At 27.5% G+C, this 21,696-nt stretch carries 20 protein-coding genes and 1 riboswitch; of the genes, 1 reads left to right on the plus strand and 19 read right to left on the minus strand.

Annotated features, from left to right (window positions below):
- The 16 genes from BUA19_RS09900 to BUA19_RS09975 form a co-directional block, all read right to left on the minus strand.
- Window positions 1-415 (minus strand): helix-turn-helix domain-containing protein (locus tag BUA19_RS09900; protein WP_178137491.1); only part of this gene is annotated, 415 nt, incomplete at its 3' end.
- Window positions 416-628: 213 nt separating this feature from the next.
- Window positions 629-1,150 carry a PilW family protein gene (locus BUA19_RS09905; RefSeq protein ID WP_072726089.1) on the minus strand — a complete coding sequence of 174 codons (522 nt, stop codon included), beginning with the start codon at window positions 1,148-1,150 and terminating at the stop codon, window positions 629-631.
- A 25-nt stretch (window positions 1,151-1,175) separates the two neighbouring features.
- Complete coding sequence (locus BUA19_RS09910) at window positions 1,176-3,359, minus strand: hypothetical protein (RefSeq protein ID WP_072726091.1); 2,184 nt, start codon at window positions 3,357-3,359, stop codon at window positions 1,176-1,178.
- 12 nt (window positions 3,360-3,371) lie between these two features.
- Window positions 3,372-4,130, minus strand: a complete 759-nt coding sequence (locus tag BUA19_RS09915) for a type IV pilus modification PilV family protein (RefSeq protein WP_072726093.1) — start codon at window positions 4,128-4,130, stop codon at window positions 3,372-3,374.
- Entirely contained in the window at window positions 4,127-5,350 is a 1,224-nt protein-coding gene (locus tag BUA19_RS09920; RefSeq protein ID WP_072726095.1) for a hypothetical protein, read from the minus strand. The genes BUA19_RS09915 and BUA19_RS09920 overlap by 4 nt, the downstream gene beginning before the upstream one ends.
- Window positions 5,350-5,922: a PilN domain-containing protein gene (locus BUA19_RS09925; protein WP_072726097.1), complete on the minus strand. Its 573-nt coding sequence runs from the start codon at window positions 5,920-5,922 to the stop codon at window positions 5,350-5,352. Before BUA19_RS09925 ends, BUA19_RS09920 begins: the two co-directional genes overlap by 1 nt.
- A gap of 13 nt (window positions 5,923-5,935) precedes the next feature.
- A complete protein-coding gene (gene pilM / locus BUA19_RS09930; RefSeq protein WP_072726099.1) occupies window positions 5,936-7,006 on the minus strand; it encodes a type IV pilus assembly protein PilM in 1,071 nt (356 codons plus the stop codon).
- Window positions 7,007-7,020: 14 nt separating this feature from the next.
- Window positions 7,021-7,767, minus strand: a complete 747-nt coding sequence (locus BUA19_RS09935; RefSeq protein WP_072726101.1) for a prepilin peptidase — start codon at window positions 7,765-7,767, stop codon at window positions 7,021-7,023.
- 70 nt (window positions 7,768-7,837) lie between these two features.
- A complete protein-coding gene (locus BUA19_RS09940; protein WP_178137492.1) occupies window positions 7,838-8,314 on the minus strand; it encodes a type II secretion system protein in 477 nt (158 codons plus the stop codon).
- 63 nt (window positions 8,315-8,377) lie between these two features.
- Window positions 8,378-8,461, minus strand: a riboswitch (cyclic di-GMP riboswitch).
- Complete coding sequence (locus BUA19_RS09945; protein WP_072726103.1) at window positions 8,457-9,668, minus strand: type II secretion system F family protein; 1,212 nt, start codon at window positions 9,666-9,668, stop codon at window positions 8,457-8,459. Its footprint overlaps the riboswitch before it by 5 nt.
- Window positions 9,669-9,685: 17 nt before the next feature.
- Entirely contained in the window at window positions 9,686-10,741 is a 1,056-nt protein-coding gene (locus tag BUA19_RS09950) for a type IV pilus twitching motility protein PilT (RefSeq protein ID WP_072726104.1), read from the minus strand.
- Window positions 10,742-10,749: 8 nt separating this feature from the next.
- On the minus strand, window positions 10,750-12,432 hold the full coding sequence (locus BUA19_RS09955; protein WP_278280467.1) for a GspE/PulE family protein: 1,683 nt from the start codon (window positions 12,430-12,432) through the stop codon (window positions 10,750-10,752).
- A gap of 1 nt (window position 12,433) precedes the next feature.
- On the minus strand, window positions 12,434-13,129 hold the full coding sequence (locus BUA19_RS09960) for a DUF881 domain-containing protein (RefSeq protein ID WP_072726106.1): 696 nt from the start codon (window positions 13,127-13,129) through the stop codon (window positions 12,434-12,436).
- 115 nt (window positions 13,130-13,244) lie between these two features.
- Window positions 13,245-15,263, minus strand: coding sequence for a methyl-accepting chemotaxis protein (locus BUA19_RS09965; protein WP_072726108.1), 2,019 nt, complete (start codon window positions 15,261-15,263; stop codon window positions 13,245-13,247).
- Between the two features lie 188 nt (window positions 15,264-15,451).
- Window positions 15,452-17,251 (minus strand): heme NO-binding domain-containing protein, encoded by a 1,800-nt coding sequence (locus tag BUA19_RS09970; RefSeq protein ID WP_072726110.1) that lies wholly within the window; start codon window positions 17,249-17,251, stop codon window positions 15,452-15,454.
- 15 nt (window positions 17,252-17,266) lie between these two features.
- Complete coding sequence (locus tag BUA19_RS09975) at window positions 17,267-17,458, minus strand: hypothetical protein (RefSeq protein ID WP_072726112.1); 192 nt, start codon at window positions 17,456-17,458, stop codon at window positions 17,267-17,269.
- Window positions 17,459-17,641: 183 nt separating this feature from the next.
- Here BUA19_RS09975 and BUA19_RS09980 point away from each other — a divergent pair, with 183 nt between their 5' ends.
- Window positions 17,642-18,124: a hypothetical protein gene (locus BUA19_RS09980; RefSeq protein ID WP_072726114.1), complete on the plus strand. Its 483-nt coding sequence runs from the start codon at window positions 17,642-17,644 to the stop codon at window positions 18,122-18,124.
- 499 nt (window positions 18,125-18,623) lie between these two features.
- Here BUA19_RS09980 and BUA19_RS09985 read toward each other — a convergent pair whose 3' ends face one another.
- From BUA19_RS09985 to BUA19_RS09995, 3 genes are all read right to left on the minus strand, one after another.
- The gene (locus BUA19_RS09985) at window positions 18,624-19,703 is read right to left on the minus strand and encodes a PRK06851 family protein (protein ID WP_072726116.1); all 1,080 of its coding nucleotides are present in this window, start codon (window positions 19,701-19,703) and stop codon (window positions 18,624-18,626) included.
- A gap of 160 nt (window positions 19,704-19,863) precedes the next feature.
- Window positions 19,864-21,189, minus strand: coding sequence for an APC family permease (locus BUA19_RS09990; protein ID WP_072726118.1), 1,326 nt, complete (start codon window positions 21,187-21,189; stop codon window positions 19,864-19,866).
- A 288-nt stretch (window positions 21,190-21,477) separates the two neighbouring features.
- Window positions 21,478-21,696: IS3 family transposase (locus BUA19_RS09995; RefSeq protein WP_143145421.1), on the minus strand; the 219-nt coding region annotated here is incomplete at its 5' end.

A 21,696-nucleotide genomic window follows, 5' to 3' on the forward strand; every position in this document is an offset into this window, starting at 1 on the left:
CATAGTCTGCTTTATATTTTACTTTCCCTATTTTTTCAAGATTAACAACATCTTCTTTAAAGTATATTTTGTCATATCTTGAATAAAATTTAGGTTCCGATTTTTTCTTGCTCTTGAATTTAGGAAAACCACTACCATTAAAAAAGTTTTCGTATGCTTTATCTAAATCTCTAATAGCTTCTTTTAAAGTTGCATTGGATACTTCATAAAGCCATTTATATCCTTCTGTTTTTTTTAATTTAGTAAGTTCTTTTCCCAATTCTGTAACTGATAATCTTTTACCATATTTCTTATAATTTTCTATTTGCTTTGCTAATGCCCAATTATAAACAAATCTCATTGAACCTATATGTTTATACATTAAAACTTCTTGTTGTTTTGTCGGATATAATCTTATAATTAATCCTCTAATCATCTTTAGTCAACTCCATAATCATCTTCTTGACTTTGTTAACTCTTTCACCTTGAAGTTTAGCACTAATTCTTACTCATATTTTATCCCAATTTCTTAAAGTTTGCTCTGTTTTTCCAATTAATTTAGCAAATAAAATCACTTCTTGATATTATTACAATCTATATATTATTAAAAACCAAGGGGTTTTTATAAAGTTTTGTAATGTTTTCTTAACTATTTTACTGCCTCCTTATTTCTAAAATAAACATAATCTTCAACTTTCACAATAGCTTTTCCCCTACTTCCCTCAATAACAATTCTTATTCCTTTACAATTCTTATAATTTTCTAAAATAGGCTCTATTTTTAAATAATCTATATGCTTTGCAATTTTAACTCTCGGTTGTGAATTGTATTTATAATATATAGAATTATCATCATACTCAATAGTCAAATCGCCTTCACTTCTCTCAAATGTAATGCTACTTATTTCATATTCTTCACTACTATTTGATATATCTTCATTATTTTTCCCCTTTGCACTTAATACCCCCTCAGTCTCCATGGCCTTATCTATAATTTCATCCATAGCCTTTTGTACTTCATCTTGTAAAATTATCTGATCATTACCTCTATAAAAAAGCTTATAATTTGATATAAAAAAAGAATTCACAGCTCCAATTACTATTGAAGCTATAGCTAAAACTATAAGCAATTCTATCAAAGTAAATCCTCTTATATTTTTAAGAGATTTCATATTTTACAACCTTTCTTATAAATTTTTACTTTATCTTTTTCCACTCTTTTATTTTTATTAAATCTGAAAATCTGTAATAAGTTTTTACATCATCATTTACTCCAATCTCTGCATTATATACAACATCAATTTCTTTATCACCTATATCTTTAAACAAATCTCCTATTTGAATACCATCTTTCTCCTTATGTTCACATACTTTTTTTATAACGTAATTATTAGCTAAATTTCCACTGTATTTATTAGTAAATATTTTTGGATTATCATCTTGTATATATATATTTCCTCCAGCTATTATCACACCTTCAAAATTAATTTCTCCCGATATATACACATCTCCTTTTGTAATTATTATCCCTTTTAAATTTGTATCCTTTAATTCTACATTATATGTTCCCGTTATAGAATTTTGCGAATTAATACCTATTATTGAAATACTCTTATCTGCATCTGAATTAGAAAAAAACAATTCTTCATCTTTTTTTAAAATCATATTATTAGAACTAGGCTTAATATCCTTAAAATCAAACCTATCTTCTATAGTCAATTTTTCATCTATATCAGTATAATTTGAATAATCTTCTATTTGTGGATCACCCATTCTATTTACATAATATTTATACTCTTTAAGATTTTGATCAAAGACAGTAGTATAATCAAGATGATTAAAAGAACCTACTTTCAATTTATCAATTCCATTTCCTTTTTCTATATAATCTCCAAGGCTGTATTTTACATTTCGAATATCTATAGCTCCATTTCCTAAATTTATTATTGAATTGTTTTTATCATATATTGCTTTTAAATATTTTCCTCTCTGTTCATATAATCTATTTGTTTTTTCTTTTATTTTATTCATCAAATACAAAGGAGAAAAATAACTAAACTCTATATCATCTTCTCCATATTCTTTACCATCAAATTCAAATGTACTTTCCCCTAACTTTTCTGAATACGCTCTATAATTTCCTTTTACAGATACACTTTCTCCCGTCTGATAATCTTCATTATCCAAATCTATATACACAGTTCCCGCTATAAAAGTTCCCTTTCCATCTTCCTTATAGTATTTTTTTCCTTTCCCTTCTCCTGTAATTGTTATACTCGAACCAGCACCTATATCATCACTATTTATAATTATACTACTACTTTTATCATGACCTTCTGAACCATACGAAAACCCATAATAATTGCCATTTATTGTAATACTCGATTTTTTTCCATTCAATTCTATGTCATCATAAGTATTCACATTTCCATTTATCATAATATTACAACCACTTTGTTCATCTGGTATTACTAAACTTTTACAATATACGTCTCCATTCTTTACAGTTATACTTGAACCATTTTCTTTTGTTTGAAAATATCCATCTGTAAATACATTTCCATTTACAGTTAATTTTCCTTTTACTGCAATACCTCTTTCTTTAATATCTTTAATAGTATTTCCGTAAGCGTATATATCTCCATTTATAGTTACATTATTTCCTTTTACAAGTATATCTTTTTCAGATATCAAAGCTTTTGTCCAAAGTACATTTTCTTTTAAATTAACTTTCTCACTTTTTATATAATAAGGTTTATTGTACTTAGGAATTGATATCAAAAATTTACTTTTAATTTGTTTTTGTATATTATCATGAGTAAAATTTGAAATCAATGTAATTTCAAATTTCGACTCCTCATCTGGATTTTGTGGAAACTCTTTTTTTTCTTCTATTCTTATTTTTGGTTTTGATGGATTCATGCTACTTTCTAACTCCGAATAATTATCTCCATCTTTTATTTTTTTCAACAACTGATTATTTAAATGTCTAGCATATCCTTGTCTAAACCACTCTTCTAATTTAGACTTTATTGCTTCTTCATCTACACTGCCATCTGAATTAAGATATGGACTATTATAATCCCCTTCGCTTTCTTTTAATTTTTCCTTTTTTATAAAATCCTTTAACTCCTTTTCAACTTCTTCATTACCTTTTTTTATTCCTTCTTGAACTTCATTCATCATAATTGCATAAGCTTCTTCAAGTCCTGCTTCCGATAAATAAAATGATGTTTTTATTTTTTTATCTACTATTTTAGATTTTAAATTCATTACACTTAAAGAAATTATTGCAGTTCCCAATATACTCAATACAGAAAGGCTCATCAATACCATTATCAAGGTAGATCCTTTTTTATTTTTCAACAAAACTTTTAACATAACTATCTACCCCTAATCTATCCTTTTTAATCCTACTAATTTAACTAATTCTTCATTATCCTTTAATACTGTTATAGTAATCTTATATACCCATGTTTCTTCATCTCTCTTAGCCGAATCATCGTAAATATTTCTATATACATAAACATTTCCTTTTTTATTAATTACTTCAATTTCACTATTACTGTCAATGGATTTTACAATATATACTTTAGTTGCTACACCTTCTAAAGCGTTAATTTCAAAAGTTACTTTACTGCTTTCTTTACAATTTAACTTTATATTGATATCTTCATTTAAAGTCATATTATAGCTTTTTATTGTACTGGAATCATGCTTAAAGTCTACAATTATACTTCCATCATCCTTTTTAATTTCTAATTGAATTAGTTTATTATTTTCTAATTCAAATGAATTTGAATTATCTCCTTTGAAATTCAATTTTCCATTTTCAATTTCAACTTCTATTTGACAATTAGTATTAAATCCTTCTCCTTTTTGTATGCTGTAAGAGCCATACTTTTCTACTTTCTTGTTTATTTGAAAATCTCCATCTGATATTGTTTCATTTTTTTCTCCAGTTACATCACTATGTTTTTCTTCTTCCATATACTTTTGTGCCAACAAGTCAGCTTTCATTCTATTTTCTGAATCTTTATTTATTTTTATTGTACTTACAAATAAAGATGAAAGTGGAGCTATAATAATACCAAGTATCGCAAGACTTACTATAATCTCCACTAAAGTCAAGCCTTTGTTAGATTTTATCATTTTATCACCTTGACATTTCCAATCTTATTTACAATATTCACCCTCGGTTTTTTATCATCTTCATAATCTATTTTTACATTTAACTTTAAATTTGTTTTATTAATCAAAGATAAATTTACCCCACTATTATCTTCTTCACTATTCCTCTTATTACTTACTATATTGAGATTTACTGTTGTGCCATGGGGATTAAACTCTATCATGTCACTTTCATAATTATTTGGATAACTTTCTTGTTGAGTTTTATATTTATAATAATATTTTTTGCCAATTTGTATTAACTGAAATTCTACATCTTCAAATCCTGGATTGTCTGCATATACATAACTTCTACCTAACTTATCCATGGCTCTCCCCAATATAACAGTAGGAAGATCAGAAGATATAGGCTTTACAGTCATAATAAAATCATTTCTTTCAAATTTTTTACCACTAGTATATTCTGAATATCCTGCATATGGAACAAAAGGATCGTTTTTCCCATATCCGCTATTAAAATCCCATTTTAGATATTCTTCATCTTGTTTATGAATTTTAGGAAGAGAATAAAAATCTAAAGAAATACTCCCTTTCACTTCATTTTCATTGTTTTCTTCGCTTTTATTAACGCTAGATATCGATATGTTATTTATTATTATTTTCTTATCATATCCCTCTAATTTACTTATAAAGTCTATTATATTTTTATACTTACATTTATAGTTAATTGTAACAGTCATTTTCTCAAGTTCATTTTTATCTTTTTCTTCTAAATTTTTGTCTTTATCATTATTTGTTTGAGATATTTCTTTTTTCCTATTACCTTTATATTCTTCTACTAAATTTTTTATTAAAAAACCTTTGTTTTTTTCTTCTGATTTTTTTACATCAACTTCATTTACACCTATTTCAGAAAAACTAATTGATGTAGCATCTAATTTAGATTTAGCTAATAAATCATCTAAAATTACTATTATCTTTTCTTGATTTATAACTGGAAATAAGTATTTTGTACTTCTACTTACTTTATCATTTATAATTTTAAATTCCTTATACACAGGACTATTTGGAGATATTTCAATTTTTATTTTTTCAACATTAGTCCTTTCTTCAATAACTTCTCGTTCAAGCTGATTTAATTTTTCAAGTTTGGGATTTAATATCAATTTATAATAACCCCATATGATAATTAACCCCCCTAAAATTATAAGCATTACTTTTTCTCTTTTTGTCAACTTCACTACATTTCACCGCCTTTCATTGTGCATTTTACGGTGAATGTGAAGTCTTTAAATTCTTCATTTTCTTCACTTGATTTTTTATTTATATTAAAAACATGAACTGAATCAAATATCTCTAAATCTTTCAATTCATGTTCAAGTTCTGCCACAGATGTTCTACTTTTCGATACTCCTTTTATCTGAACACTTAAACCATTTACAGTTATAGATTTAAAAAATACATCTTGAGGTAAACAAGATTCTACCTCTCTCATTAATGTAGTGTTTATTTTGTCTGCATTTTCCATTTTTAAATTAATATCAGTTACCAAATTGTAGTATTTTTTCATAACTTCTATTTTTCTCTTTTTTTCATTTATTTCTTTTACCTTTTTAATTACATCCTTTGAATTTAAATATTCTTCATAAAATAATTTTTCTTTTTCTAAATTTTTCATTTTTATGCTTGTCCATATTGAAAAAAAAGACGCAGTGATTATTAATAATGCGAAAATTAAAGTTCCTACCAAAATATTTTTCCTCGAAGTTCTATTAGCATCTATATACGGTGAAAAAAAATTAAAGTCTTTCATTATATCTCCCTACCTACCTTCGTATAATTGAGCCTATACAATTTAAATATCTGTTAATTTCAATATCTCTTACAGTTTTGTTTAATTTAATATTTGACATACTCTCTATCTTAAGAGTTGGAATATTCAATTTTTCTTCAAAGTACTCTAACAATCCATTAATTTCACAACCTCCTCCATGTAAATGTATTTCTTCTACTTTGTTTTCTCTATTTCTATTTAAATAATACTTAAATATTCTATTAATCTCCTGTATCCAGCCATCAATACTACTCATTAAAGTATCATTCAATATTTGAGATGAAATAAGATTGTTTTCACTTAATTCTGTATTGCCTAATACAGCATCTTCTATCTTTCTCTTCTCAGCTTCTTCTATTGAAAGATTAAATGTATTTGCAATATTAATATCTATATCATTACTTCCAATGTTAATTATCCTACTAAACTGTAGTATACCTCTAGAAATTATATCTAAATTCAAATAATTGTGTCCTATATCTATAACAGAAACAGTTTTATCATAACTGTAATTTTCTAAATTAATTTTTACATTAGACTCGTAAAGTTTAGATATAGCATTTGAGCTTACATCTAAAGCTAATGGAGTTAATTTCAATTCATTTATCAATTTCAAATAATCTTCTGCTATTGTTTTTGGAAGTGCTACAACAAGTATCCTCCCTTTTTTTATACCTTCTTCTGTGAATTCTTCTAAAATCTTATATTCTACTACATAATCATCAAATATAATAGGTAAGTACTGTTCTATCTCAAACTGTACCATAGTTTTCATTTCTTCTTCCTTTTTAGCAACAGGTAGTACTATCTCTCTTGTAATAATAGATGTAGACTGTACCGTACAAATTACTTTTTTAGTCTTTATTTTTTCTCTGCTTAAAACTTCTCTTATAACTACTTTTAAACTATCTATATCTAATATATTTCCATCTCTGTATGAATTAATAGGAGTTTCAATCACCATGGCTTTTTCAACTAACACGCTATTTTTTTGATGTCTTCCTACAACAATTTTCGTATTTTTATTTCCTATATCTATAGATAAAACTCTACTACCAAACAAAATAATTCCCTCCATTAAATTATTAATTTAGTTAAATACCAACTTATAATTTCACTACCATAATAAACAGTTACAAGTGTCGCCATGGCTATAAATGGCCCAAAAGGAATAAAATCTTTCCTTCCTTTTATTTTTAAAGCTATCAATACTAAAGAAACAACTGCTCCTATTATAAATGACAAAAATGTTACTAAAATTATATTCTTATATCCCAAAATAAATCCTAACATTCCCATAAGCTTAATATCTCCACCACCCATTGCATTAGTTGCTAGTGCGATAATTAAAAATATTCCTCCACCTATAACTAGTCCTATTGTCCCATTTAACAAATTACCTTTAAAGTTATATAATGTATGTAGTACAAAACTATATATAAGTCCAAATATTACGATTTCATCTGGTATAATTTCACGCTCAATATCAATAAATGAAACTACTATAAGAATACTTGAAAGAATTGAATATTTTACAAATAAAATGGAAAGACTAAATTTAAGATATAATGTTAAATAAATTACAGCATTTAATATTTCAACTAAAGGATATTTCATAGAAATTTTATTACTGCAATACCTACATCTACCTCTTGTCCATAAAAAACTTATTAGCGGGATTAAATCAATAGGCTTTAAATTTGCTCTACATTTTGGACAGTGAGATGGCGGATATGCGATAGATTTACCTATTGGTATTCTATATATACATACATTTAAAAACGAACCTATGAGTAGACCTAGGGTGAATATTATAAATCTCATATATTTCTCCTTTAAAATATATAATATTAAGTGATTAGCCTGCCATGGCTAATCACTGTTTACTTATAAATTACTCATACTTATCATCTGTTTGTGGATATATTTCTATTCCTTTATTTTCTGCATCCAATACCTTTACAGATTTTGCGCCTTCTTCAATAGTTACATAAAAAGAATCATCTTTATGAGAATTTCCATTAGATTTAATTTTTGGAATATCCGAAAGATAATCAATTAAAGCATTTTGTATTTGTTGTTCTGCAGAAAGCGAACCATTCTGTGGTGCTGATTGTTTCTTACTAACAACTTCAAATGTTATACTTGAAGAAGGTGCATCTATTTTACCTTCAGCCAACAAAACAGAAATAGCATCTGATATCATTTTAGCGTTAGTTATGTCAGTTTTCTTTCTTGCATTTTCTTGAATACCACTAAATTTAGGAACAGCTATACCTACTAAAATTCCTAAAACAGCAATAACTATAATCAGTTCTACCAAAGTAAAACCTTTTTTATTTTTTAATCTCTTTTGAATTGCTCTTAACACGTTTTCACCTCCTTTCAATAATATAAAAAAAAAAACCAAATATTTAAACAAATAAATTGCTTAATACTTGGCGGTCGGTTGCACCACTAACTCCATATCTTCCAGGTGCCCAAATACAGAAGATACTTCATAGTTCCCTTTATTAGATGTCAATTGTATTCATCATATCAAACATCGGAAGAACCATGGCTATAACAATAAACCCTACAATTACAGCCATTACAACTATCATAAGCGGTTCTAAAAGCTTTGTGAACTGTTCAAGTGCCGTTTCTACTTCTTCATCGTAAAAGTTTGCTGTTTTTTCCAGTATTTCATCAAGCGAACCTGATTCTTCTCCTATTTTTATCATAGAAGTTGCCATGGGAGGAAATACTCCAATATTTTTAATAGGAGTAGCTAAATCTATACCCTTTCTGACCTCTTCTTTAGCTTCGAGTATTCCCTTTTCTACAATCACATTTCCAACAATTTTAGATACTATTTCAAGCGATTGTATCAAAGGAACTCCACTTGATAATAATGTTGATAATGTCCTTGTAAATCTAGATGTTATTATCTTTTGATTTAATCCTTTAATTACTGGTATCCTAAATTTAATAATACCCCAAAATTTCTTTCCTCTATCACTTTTTGTATATTTTATTATACCATAAATCATGACGATTAAAGTCATAAAATATATATACCAATAATTTTTTATACTATTACTTACACCTAATAATATTCTCGTAGGAAGTGGAAGTTGTACTCCACTACTTTCAAACATTCCAACAAATGTTGGCATTACAAATGTCAATAAAAATATTACAACATTTATAGCTACCATACTTAAAATAATTGGATACGCCATGGCACCCTTTATTTTATTATTAATTTTATTTTCCTTTTCATAATGAAAAGCCATTCTTTCCATTATTACATCTAAATTACCACTTACTTCCCCTGCTTCTATCATATTTATAAGAAGGTCTGGAAAAGTATCTTTTTGCTTTTTCAATGCTTCTGAAAATGTAAGTCCTTTTTGAACATCATCATGAATATTACCTATAATTTTTGCAAATTTTTTATTTTCAGTTTGAACTCTCAATATATCTAGACAATTAATTATTGTAACTCCCGCATTCAATAAAGTATAAAACTGTCTACAAAAAACAGCTATATCCTTAATCTTTATTTTTCCAAAAATATCAGAAAATCTTATTTCTCTACTTCCGATATATTCCTCAACTTTTACTGGATACAATTTGTTTTGCCTAAGCATTGACAAAACTTCTTCTTTAGAATTTGCAGTATATTTTCCATCTATCTTTTTTCCATTCTTATCTATAGCAGTATATTTAAAACTCGGCATTTATTCACCTCTTTGCATTAAACTCCCGTATATCTACTAACTATTTCTTTATCTACTGCATAAGTTAAAAGTGATTCTCTAGATATAACTCCTCTTAAATATAAATTACTTAAAGCACTGTCCATTGTCTGCATTCCAAATTTCGTTCCTGTTTGTATAGATGTTTGTATTTGATGGGTTTTTCCTTCTCTTATAAGATTTCTTATAGCCGTAGTTACTACCATTATTTCAAGCGCCGCTACTCTCCCGCTATTATCCACCTTAGGTATCAACTGCTGAGATATAACCCCTTCAAGAACCGCTGCAAGTTGAACCAATATTTGTGGTTGTTGATGTGGTGGAAATACGTCAACTATTCTATCTATAGTTTTAGCAGCTCCTATTGTATGAAGTGTTGAAAGAACTAAATGTCCTGTTTCTGCTGCTGTTAGAGCAATTGATATAGTTTCTAAATCTCTCATTTCTCCAACCAATATTACATCTGGATCCTGTCTTAAAGATGCTCTTAATGCATTTGCAAATGATTTAGAATCTGTTCCTATTTCTCTTTGATTTACTATACTTTTATTATGTCTGTGCAAATACTCTATAGGATCCTCTAATGTCAATATATGACAACTCCTATTTTTATTTATATAATCTATAATAGATGCAAGAGTTGTCGATTTTCCACTTCCAGTAGGACCAGTTACAAGTATAAGTCCTCTTTGTTTATTAGCTAAATCCTTTATAACTGGTGGGAGGCCTAACTCTCCCATGGAAGGTATATTAAGAGCTACAGATCTTATAGCCATGCAATAAGTTCCTCTTTGCTTAAATATATTTACTCTAAATCTTCCTAATTTATGATAAGAAACCGAAGTATCTAATTCCCCTTTTTCTTCTAATTTTTGAAATCTTTCTTCATCTAATATTTGCTTTACTAATTTTAAATTATCATCTGGTAAAAGTATTTCTTCCCCATATTTAATAAGTTTCCCATTTATCCTCATAACAGGAGGATATCCAACTGTTATATGGAGATCTGATGCCTTTAATCGAATAGTATTTTCTAATAAATCATAAATATTCATACCATCACCTAAACATTAGTATATGTTACCCTAATAAATTCGTCAATAGTCGTAATTCCATTTATTACCAATCCCTTGCAGTTTTCTCTAAGAGTTATCATTCCATCATCTATTGATGTTTTTCTCAAACTATCTATACTTTCTTTTTTATCTATTAAAGCTCTTATATTCTTATTTATGTGCATTATTTCATGAATAGATATTCTTCCTTTATACCCTGTATTATAACAGTGTACGCATCCATTTCCCTTATAGAGAACTTCTCCTTCTTTTAAACCCAGTATTTTTATTTCTTTTTCACTAGGAGTATAAGAAATTTTGCATTTATCACATATTTTTCTAACTAATCTCTGTGCCACTACTCCTACAACTGATGCCGATATAAGATACGGTTCTATACCCATATCTACAAGTCTAGTTATTGTAGACGGTGCATCATTTGTGTGCATTGTACTTATAACAAGGTGTCCTGTTATAGATGCTCTTACTGCAATTTCAGCAGTTTCACGATCCCTTATTTCACCTATCATTATAATATCTGGATCTTGTCTTAAAATTGAACGAAGACCATTTGCAAAAGTAAGCCCAGCTTTGTTATTTACCTGAACTTGATTTACGCCATTTAACTTATACTCTACTGGATCTTCCACTGTTATTATATTTTTATTTACTGTATTTAATTCTCTTAATATTGTATAAAGTGTAGTAGTTTTACCACTTCCTGTCGGTCCTGTAATAAGTATTATACCATTTGGATTTTTAATTAATTTATCAAATCTCTCTAAATTACTACTATTAAATCCTAACTGACCTTTTGAAAGCAAAAACGAACTTCTATCAAGAAGCCTTATAACTATTTTTTCGCCAAATACTGTTGGAAGTACTGAAATACGAAGATCTACATCTTGTCTATCTATACTCATTTCTATTCTACCATCTTGTGGAAGTCTTTTTTCTGCAATATTCATTTTACCCATTATTTTAATTCTTGTAACTATGGCTGAATGTGTTGATTTTGCAGAAGTCATAACTTCCTGAAGCTCTCCATCTATTCTAAATCTTATCCTTACATTATCTTCAAATGGCTCTATGTGTATATCACTTGCTTTAGCTTTTACTGCTTGTTTTATTATAGAATTCACAAGTCTTACAACTGGAGCATTATTGATATCATTTAGTATTTCTTCATCTAAATCGTGTATGTTATCAACATTATATTGCTTTTTAAAATCTTCTATTGCTTTTTCAGCTATTTCTTTGCCATAATACTGATCTATTGCATTTAGTATCTCTCTTTCAGAACATATAACTGGATCTACGTCCATTCCAGTTGATATTTTAACATCATCTATCGCAAATATATTGAGTGGATCTGCCATGGCTACAACAAGCTTTCCATTTCGTTTTTTTATAGGTATTAAAGTATATCTCCTTGCAAGACTTTCTGTAATTAACAAAGGAATTTCTGCATCAATAATTAACTTATCTAAAATCACATGAGGAATTCCCAATTGAAATTCTAATACTTCTATAATTTCTTCCTCAGTTATAATGTTTTTATCTACAAGTATTTGTCCTAATTTTTTACCGTATTTTTTTTGTTCCTTTAAAGCTTCTTTTAACTGTTCTTCTGTTATTTTTCCAGCATACACCAACAATTCCCCTAATTTTAATTTCTTATCTTTCATCATATCAGTCCCCACTCTTTACCTTAATGTATTTCAAATTTTTTTCTCTTTCCGATTTTTTGATAATCATATTATCACTTGTCGTTATATCTACACTTAAATTGTATTTTTTCATAGTATCAATCAAAAAATTTTCATCATTTATATATTTATCACTTAACATTTTTTTATCTCCTATTACTTTTATTTCATACGGTTGAACTATAGGTACATTATTTATATTTATATGTTCTCCCGCTAAAGTTATTTCTGAATACGAAGTAATTCTCTGATTATTAATAGATATAACTTCTCCTCCATATGTTTTAATTTGATTTGCTAATTGAACTAAAAAACTTCTACTTTCCATTAACTCCCCTAAATTTATATCTTCATTAGTATCTATTTTAATTATAATTCCAGGCCCTTGAACATCTTTATATCCTAAAATCATTTTCAACTTATCTACACTTTCTTTTAAATTTTTAACCACTTCATCTTTCAACTTATTTCGTTCCAATATATCAATTTGTAAATTTAAATATTCTTTTTTTAGAAGAAGTTCTCTATTTTCTTGTTTTGTTTTATTTATCTCCTCTACAAGTTGTCTGCCATAAAAAGAAAGTTCCCGCACTTGATTATAATCGCCTTTTGTCTGTATACCTATAGATATACCTAAAAACAAAGTAAATACTACCATAATCCAATATTTATTTTTCATATTTTTAACTCCTTACATTTGCTATATATTTAATTATATAATACAATTTTGAAGTTAATAAAGCAAATACAAAAAGATGACTTCTGTTAAATACAGAAATCACCTTTTTTATCATTTAATTTAATGTAAATTTTTTAACAATTTCTTCAAGTCCTCTTGCCATATTAGATAATTCTTCTACAGATCTTGTTATTTGCTCTATAGTAGCTGATTGTTCTTCACTTGATGCTGCAACTTCTTGCGTATTAGCAGCTGAATCCGTAGCTATTCTTTCTATTTCTTGAACAAAATTAACTATACTTTGTGCTTTTTCGTTCGAATTTACCACATTTTCATTAGCTACATATAATTTTTCCTTTGTAAGATCAACAGCACCCAATATTTCTTTTAAGTAATTTCCTACTTCTTCTACTATTACTTCTCCTTTTTGAGCTTCCATATTACCTTCTTCTATGGAAACAAGCGCTTTTTTAGTATTTTCTTGAGTTTTTGTTATTAACTCTCTTATTTGATCTGCTGATTTTCTCGATTGCTCTGCAAGTTTTCTAATTTCATCAGCAACAACAGCAAATCCCTTTCCACTTTCCCCAGCTCTAGCAGCTTCAATCGCTGCATTTAATGCTAATAGATTTGTTTGTTCTGATATATCATTTATTACTTGTAGTATATTTCCAATCTCATTAGATGCTTTATCTAAATCATTCATTACATTAGAAGTATAATTCACACTATCCTTTATAACATTTATTTGCATTATCATATTTTCCATTTTTTGTCTACTTTCTGTTGCTATTTTACTTGTATTATCTGCATTATTTACCAGCATATTAACTTCTTCTCTTATGTTATCCATACTAGTTACAACTTCTTTAATATTACTTAAAACATCATTAGTAGCATTAGCTTGGTTTTCAGCTCCTTCAGCTATGTCCTGAGTTGATATGGCTATTTGTTCCGAAACTGTTGAAGCTTGCTCACTTGCTGCAAGTAACTCTTGAGAATAAGATGATACATTAATTGCAACTTCTTGAATTTTACTAGTCATATCTCTTAAATTTTCTATCATTCTATTAAAACTAACTGCAAGTACTCCAATCTCATCATTACTCTTAATTTCAATATTTTGAGTTAAATCCCCATCTGCAACTTTATTTGAAATTTCTGCAAAATCCTTAAGAGGATTAGTTATTCTACCTATTAATCTTATTAATATAAATCCTCCAACTATAAATGATAATAAAGCTACAATCAAAGCTTTTATTAATATCGTCCTATATGCTAATTCCAAATTCTTCATAGATAAGCCTATATCTACTGCACCTATGTGATTTCCATTTTTATACAAAGGCAACAACACATCATAAACAGGTAATGTTCCTTTATACATATATTCTGAAGAATATGGTTTTCCATCTACTGCAGCAGTTTTACTTCCTTCATCTGTTAATTCTATTCCTATTCTGCTTTTATCACTATGTGCTATTGCTTTTAAGTTTTTATTTATTACAAGTGCATACACAACATTTTCTTTTTCACCGATTTTTTTAATTATAGATTGTACATTTATATTTGATTTTATACTTTCTATTTTATTTGCAATTATACCTACTTGAACAATTCCTCCATTATCTAAAGCTACCGCTCCATACTTATAATAATCTTGTGAAAGTTTACTCTTTCTTACAGGCTCTATTACTTCCTTTTTCTCTCCTGCTAATAAAGGCCTAACTATGTGATCCTCTGGATATTTATATCCTATATTTCCGACTAAATTAGAATAAATTATAATTCCTTCTGGATTTGTTACATTTATCTCTGAAACCCCTATAGATTTTGATATTTCAGACAAAAATTCATTTGAAATATTTTTGTTTTTACCTATCAAATGGGCTACTCCTATCACCTTATCTTTCAAAAGATTATCCACTTCCTCTACAGCTAAATTACTATTTTCTATTTCATAAGCTAATTGTTCTACTAAAGCCATCCCATCTTCTTTCATTTGTTTTTTCATTGAATTATTAAGTGCTTTAACAAACAATACTGTTAATACAGATATTGTAAAAAATAATACAACCAAAGATACTGCCGTAATCTTAAATTTTATAGAGCTTTTTTTCATTTTTAATTTCATACTACCCCTCCCTGGCTATCTATAAATTGTTTATTTATTATATTTTACATTATATCCTATTTTACGTCATCTTTTTTTGAAAATTTACTTTCATTTAATAATTTAGACATTTTTTACTATTTTACATTATCAGAACAACAAAAAGTCCTAATGTTTTCGACACTAACATTAGGACTTTTTTACTATCATTAAATTCTATATATATCTATATCTTCTCTAAAATTCTCTATAATCTTCTTAAATTCAGTAATACTTCTTGTAAGATTTTTAATTTCCTCTGTATAAGTAGTAACACTTGAACTTACTTCTTCAGATGAAGCAGAATTTTCTTGAGCTATCGCCGCTAAAGATTCCATATTTTCAAAAATAGATGATATAGAATCAGTTTCCTTTTGAAGATATTCTGCTGTCTTTATCATTTTATTAGCAACTTCTTTTATTGTTTCATTTGCTACACTACTCTCCGATACAGCCTCATTAAGTCTATAATTTTCTTCTTCTAACACCTTAAATTCCATGGCAACATCAGATACTAAATTGTCTATTTCTCCTATAAATTCCAATAAATTATCATTTATACTACTTACAGCATCTTGAGATTGCTCTGCAAGTTTTCTTACTTCATCAGCAACAACTGCAAATCCTCTACCTTGCTCCCCAGCTCTTGCCGCTTCTATTGAAGCATTTAATGCTAATAAGTTTGTCTGATACGCAATAGAAGATACTATAGAAACTACATCAGTTATATTTTTAGCTTTATTTTGAAGATTTACACTATTTTCTTTTATTTTCTCAAAACTTTTTAATATATCATTTAACTTATCTGTTGTAGCTTTTACATGAGTATAACTCTGCTCTATTTTGCTAACAGAATTTTCAAGTTCTTGTTTATTTTCATCTTCCATTTTTGCTATATTTTTTATTCCATTAATATTATCATTTAAAAGATTTACTGCATTTTCAGTTTCTTCAGCCTGAGTTATTGCAGCTGTTGCAACCTGTTCTACTACATTTGATATTTCTTCTGATGTATAATCCATCTTATTCGCTATTGTATTTAAATTATCACTAAATGTATTCATTTCATCAGTAAGACCTTTAAATCCAACAAAATCTTTTCTTATAATATCCTTATACTCATTTAAAGTATTGTATATTTCTTCATATATATCATTTGATATCAAATCTCCAACTTCAATATAATTATGTGATTTTATATTTTTAAGTTCTTCTAATATTGTATTCATAGGTCTATTAATCATTTTAGATGAAATTAAAAAGCTCAAAAATGCTATTACGGGAGAAAAATAATACATCCATTCTTTTGATAAAAAATTAATCGGTAAACTAAATACTACAAATATTAATATAGCTAATATAGAAGTTTTTACATGTATATCCTTTATAAATCCAAAAGACATAATTTTATTTAATTTAAACACTTTTTTATTGTATATTTCTTTTTCAAATGTTATCTTTATTTTTAACTGTGAAGAATTTTTTTCTAACTCTTCTACTTTTATGTTTTCATTATAATACTTTGCAGCTCCCTCAATTAATCCTAAAAAATAGTCAAACATCCCTCTTTTAGAACTATACTCAAATATTGCTTCTCGTTTTGATATCGGTTTTAAATCTAGTAATGGTGGTCTTGAACCAGGTATTTTTTTAACAACAATTGTATGAACATCATTCATAGATTTTAAAAATTGGTATAAACTTTCATGTTTAAAAAAAGCTGGATAATCATTCGTAAATGTAATTATATTATCTACACCTATACTTTTCCATACTTCTGATAAATCAGCATTAATCTCTTTAGCTATATTACTTATAATATTATTAACAAGTGAATCTTCAACATCTTCAATAGGAGAAAATGTCTTATCTCTGCTCAATCCACAACTTTCCATGGCTTTATTCACCACTTCATCATTGTATATTTTTCTACAAGTTTTAAGCCAAGTTGAAACAACTGTACCTTTCATAAAACCCCTCCCACTTTACTCTGAATCCTTTATATAATCTTCAATCTCTTTTACTCTTTTTTCTAAAAGAAGTATTCTACCCAAAATTTCATCCTTATTACTTTCCTTATTTTTTAAGTGCTTTATCAAATAATAAGTACCCACTATTGGAATAACTAAAATTAAAAATAATATAACTAAATTTATTCCTTGAAATAATAAAAACATACTACATAACTCCTATGCATAAATTTTTAATATTTAAATTATATCATTTTTTTTATTTATTGTACATTAAGCTACAATCTATTCTTCAATTTACAACATAAAAATTTATGTCTTTTATGTTAAAAATAAGTATATAATTTCATAAAATTTACAATATAATAAATATAAGGGAGGTGCTGCGTCATGAAACACGCTTATTTAAAAACCGAAATGTCTAAACACGAAATGTTGTTAAATCAAATGGGAGGAGATGTTAAAATCATCAAAGGAATAATGTGCTATGTCAAATTTGATATAAAAGGAACTCTAGTAGAATACATATATCATATAAATAATTCTGAAAACTACTTTTTGCAGAGAATATCTCCATATCCTATGAATATAGGAACTTATCCAAATAAAGATGAAATTATATCTGTAATAAAACACGATATAAACCAATTCAAAAATGCATCTAATTCTACTGTTTTTAAAGATTTTATAAATGTTAACCAAAAATTCAATAATACATTAAGACATTTTGAAGACTTATATCTCTACTATAATATACCTCATGAAATATTCAAAAAAATAAACAATTGTATAGATGAAATGGAAAATTTAATAACGGAACATAAAACAAAATGCAAAAGAGTCTATTTTGAAAAAGATCCAGATACTATATAGTTAATATAAAAGCCCCGTAATGTTTTAAAACAATACGGGACTTTCTTCTTAACAACTTCCAGAACCTAAGTCTGATGTTATTCTAAATCCTCTTCTAAACCAAGAATTTGAATAATCAATATCTACACGTGATATACTTGTTGAAAGGTCCTTATCTATTAAGAATTTAAATCCTGCTTCTTCTATTATAGTATCTTCTTCTTTTGGCTCATCCAGAGCTATAGATAAAACTGGACCGCCTCAGCCAAAAGCTTGTATAAATATTCTTATCGGATGGTTTGGCGTATTTTTTTTCTCTAAAGTGCTTTTAAGTTCTTTTTTAGCACTTTCAGTTATATTTACTTTCATATTTTACCTCCTTATATACCCCCCTAGAGTATTTAATATAATTTTATATGTTTATTTATATTTTGTCAAGTAGTGTCGCATTTTATAATGAACATTAAATAAAAAAAAATCCATAATATTGTTTTAAAACAATATTATGGTCTAAAAATTACTATCTTTCATAAGTCAGTATTCTATTTAATATTTCTTGTCTACATTTTTCTATTTCTTCAAAATCCATGTTTGGAATGTAATATTTTTCCATAACATCGTGTTCTTTTTTAGCTTTATTTATATTTAAAATAGCCTGTTTTAATAATTCGTTTAACATTTTTTTATCATAATCTATTTCTTCATTGTATTTATCTATTATATCGCCATTTATATATTCATCTAAATCAACAGTTTTATAATTATTTTGTGTATACATATTACTTATTGTAAAAGCAACATTAATCCCTTCAATTAATATAGTTTCAATTTTTTGAGGGATTAAAGGAGTATGATAAACTTCTACATCTAATCCTCTCAATATTGCTTCCTTGTATATTTTTTCAAGTAATGTTGACTTTCCAGTTCCCATATCACCTTTTATATAATATATTCTTTCTATATTGTTTAAAATTGTATCTGTATATTCAACATAACCATTTGGAGTTATTGCACTTCCAAATAAATGTCTTTCTTTTCCTACTTTTTCTCTTACATCAACATTTTTAAACACTTCGTCAATAAGTTCCAATGTTTGCATATTAACTTTTCCAAAATCCATGGCTTCCTTGTATTTATCAATTATATCTTCAACCACCGGTCTAGATGCTCTTAAAAATTTATAAGCTCTTTGAAATAATCTTCCTACTTCTTTATTAGATTTTAGAATTTCTTCTTTATTCGCTTCCATTTTCTCCAAATCCCAATAATCTCCCAAATGAATAATTTCATCTACAGCTCCTGGATTTTTAGGATCTACTATATGAGGTGCTGTTCCATCTACCATTGCAATTTTAAGCTTAGGTATAACTATTCCATCTATAGAATTATTATCAGATGAACAGTGATGAAACTCTACATCGTATCCTTTTTTAACCATTTCATGTCCTATCTTTTTCATCATAGAAGATTTACCAACTCCAGGTCCACCTTTTATAACAAATATTCTGTTTGCATCATGTTCAATTAAATAATCGTAATAAGAATAGAACCCCTCTGAAGTGTTTCCTCCAGGAAATACTCTCTTTAAATTTCCAGCCATAACATCAACCTCTTTCAATTAATATTCATTCTCATAATTTTAACCTACTTTTATAGTATTTAATTTATATAAATATTGTGCTTGTCCTAAATAAAAATATGCAATTTATTTTTAAAATAAGAGCAATTTAAAAGACTGGCTGCACAGCCAGTCTTTTGATTTACTCTACTGATTCAAATTTGTTTTTTCTAAACATATATATAGGAACTCCTACTAAAGTAATTATAATTCCCAAAAATGAATTTTTAGGTTGAGTTATCAAAGTATTTACTATAATATATAATCCACCCATAATAGCTAAAATAGGAACTACAGGGTACAATGGTACTTTATAAGGTCTATAAATATTTGGTTTATTCTTTCTAAGAACAAATACAGCTATAAATGTTAAAACATAAAATATCCATATTATAAATACCAATAAGTCTATAAGAGGTCCATAATTTCCAGATAAAGTATATATAATTGCAAGTATTGAAAGTAATATAGTTGAATTTATCGGAGTATTAAACTTAGGATCAATTTTAGATAACCATTTACTTGCAGGTAATTTATTCTCAACAGCCATGGCATAAGGAACCCTAGGCCCTGTTAATATAAAACCATTTAATGTCCCAAATATAGATACAAGAATTCCTATTGTTATTATTTTCCCGCCATTTTCTCCAAATATTATATTTGCAACTTCCGTTGCAGGAGTTTGAGTTGATGCAAGTACTTCAGCTGGTAACACAAATAAATATGCAATATTTATCACAACATAAACGAGCATAATTACCGATAAACCACCTATTATCGCTTTAGGTAAATCTTTACCTGGATTTTTCATCTCACCAGCCATATTTCCTACACTTATCCATCCATCATAAGCAAACATAGTAGCAACAAGCGCTGAACCAAGTGCAGTGGCAAAAGGCTTATTTGCCATTGTAATTGGAAATAATCTAGCTACTCCTCTATCTCCTTTTATAAATCCTATAACTATAATTGCAAATAAAGGTACCAACTTGCATATAGTGGAAATAGTTTGAATCATTCCTCCTGTTTTTGAGCCTAACAAGTTCATAATAGTTAAAAATATAATTGCTCCTATTCCTATCACAGGAATCATTTTTTCATTTATTCCCATTAACAACACTACTTGTGTAGCAAATATCATTCCAAGAGCAGCCATTGTAGCCGGAATATAAACTAACGTTTGAGCCCAACCTAAAAGGTATCCCCATATATCTCCATAAGTTTCTTTTAAATAAGTTATCATTCCTCCTGTTTTAGGTATAGCAGCAGACACTTCAGCGGCAGTAAGTCCAGCTGCTATTGATATAAGTCCTCCAAGTATCCACGCTATTATTCCAAGCCCTGGAGCTCCTGTTGCACCAAACACTTTTGTCGGCATAAAAAATACACCTGACCCTATGACCATTCCTATAACTATAGATAAAGCAGGTAATAGCCCAAGGTCTTTTTTCAATTGATTTTTTTTCATATTATCCTCCCATCCATATTTTTTCAATTTTTATTCAAATTCGACAAATAGTTTGAAAAGTATTTTATCACAGCTATATAACAAACACAAGTATTTTTTTCATTTAAATTTTAATTTTATTTATAAGAATATTTTTATAGTCGATTTTTCCCGAAAATACACATTTACTTAAATTAAAACAAATAAAAAAGCACTAGTGTTATTTGAACATGCCCCTGTCAAGTAGACAGTGGAAAAAATAAAAATCACTATGACATCAATCATTTAATTATGGTTGATGTCATTTTTTTATGATGCTTGTTTTAAAATATGGTTTCGGTATTCTATTGGTGTCATACAATTAAGTCTCTTCTGATAACGGTGATTGTTGTAATACTCTATATAATCAATAACTGCAGATTCTAACTCTTCATAAGAATTAAATTTTTTTAGGTAATACATTTCTGATTTTAACATCCCCCAAAATGCTTCCATTGGACCATTATCTATACATCGAGATACTCTAGA

The organism is Tepidibacter thalassicus DSM 15285 (assembly GCF_900129915.1).
Taxonomy (GTDB): Bacteria; Bacillota; Clostridia; order Peptostreptococcales; family Peptostreptococcaceae; genus Tepidibacter; species Tepidibacter thalassicus.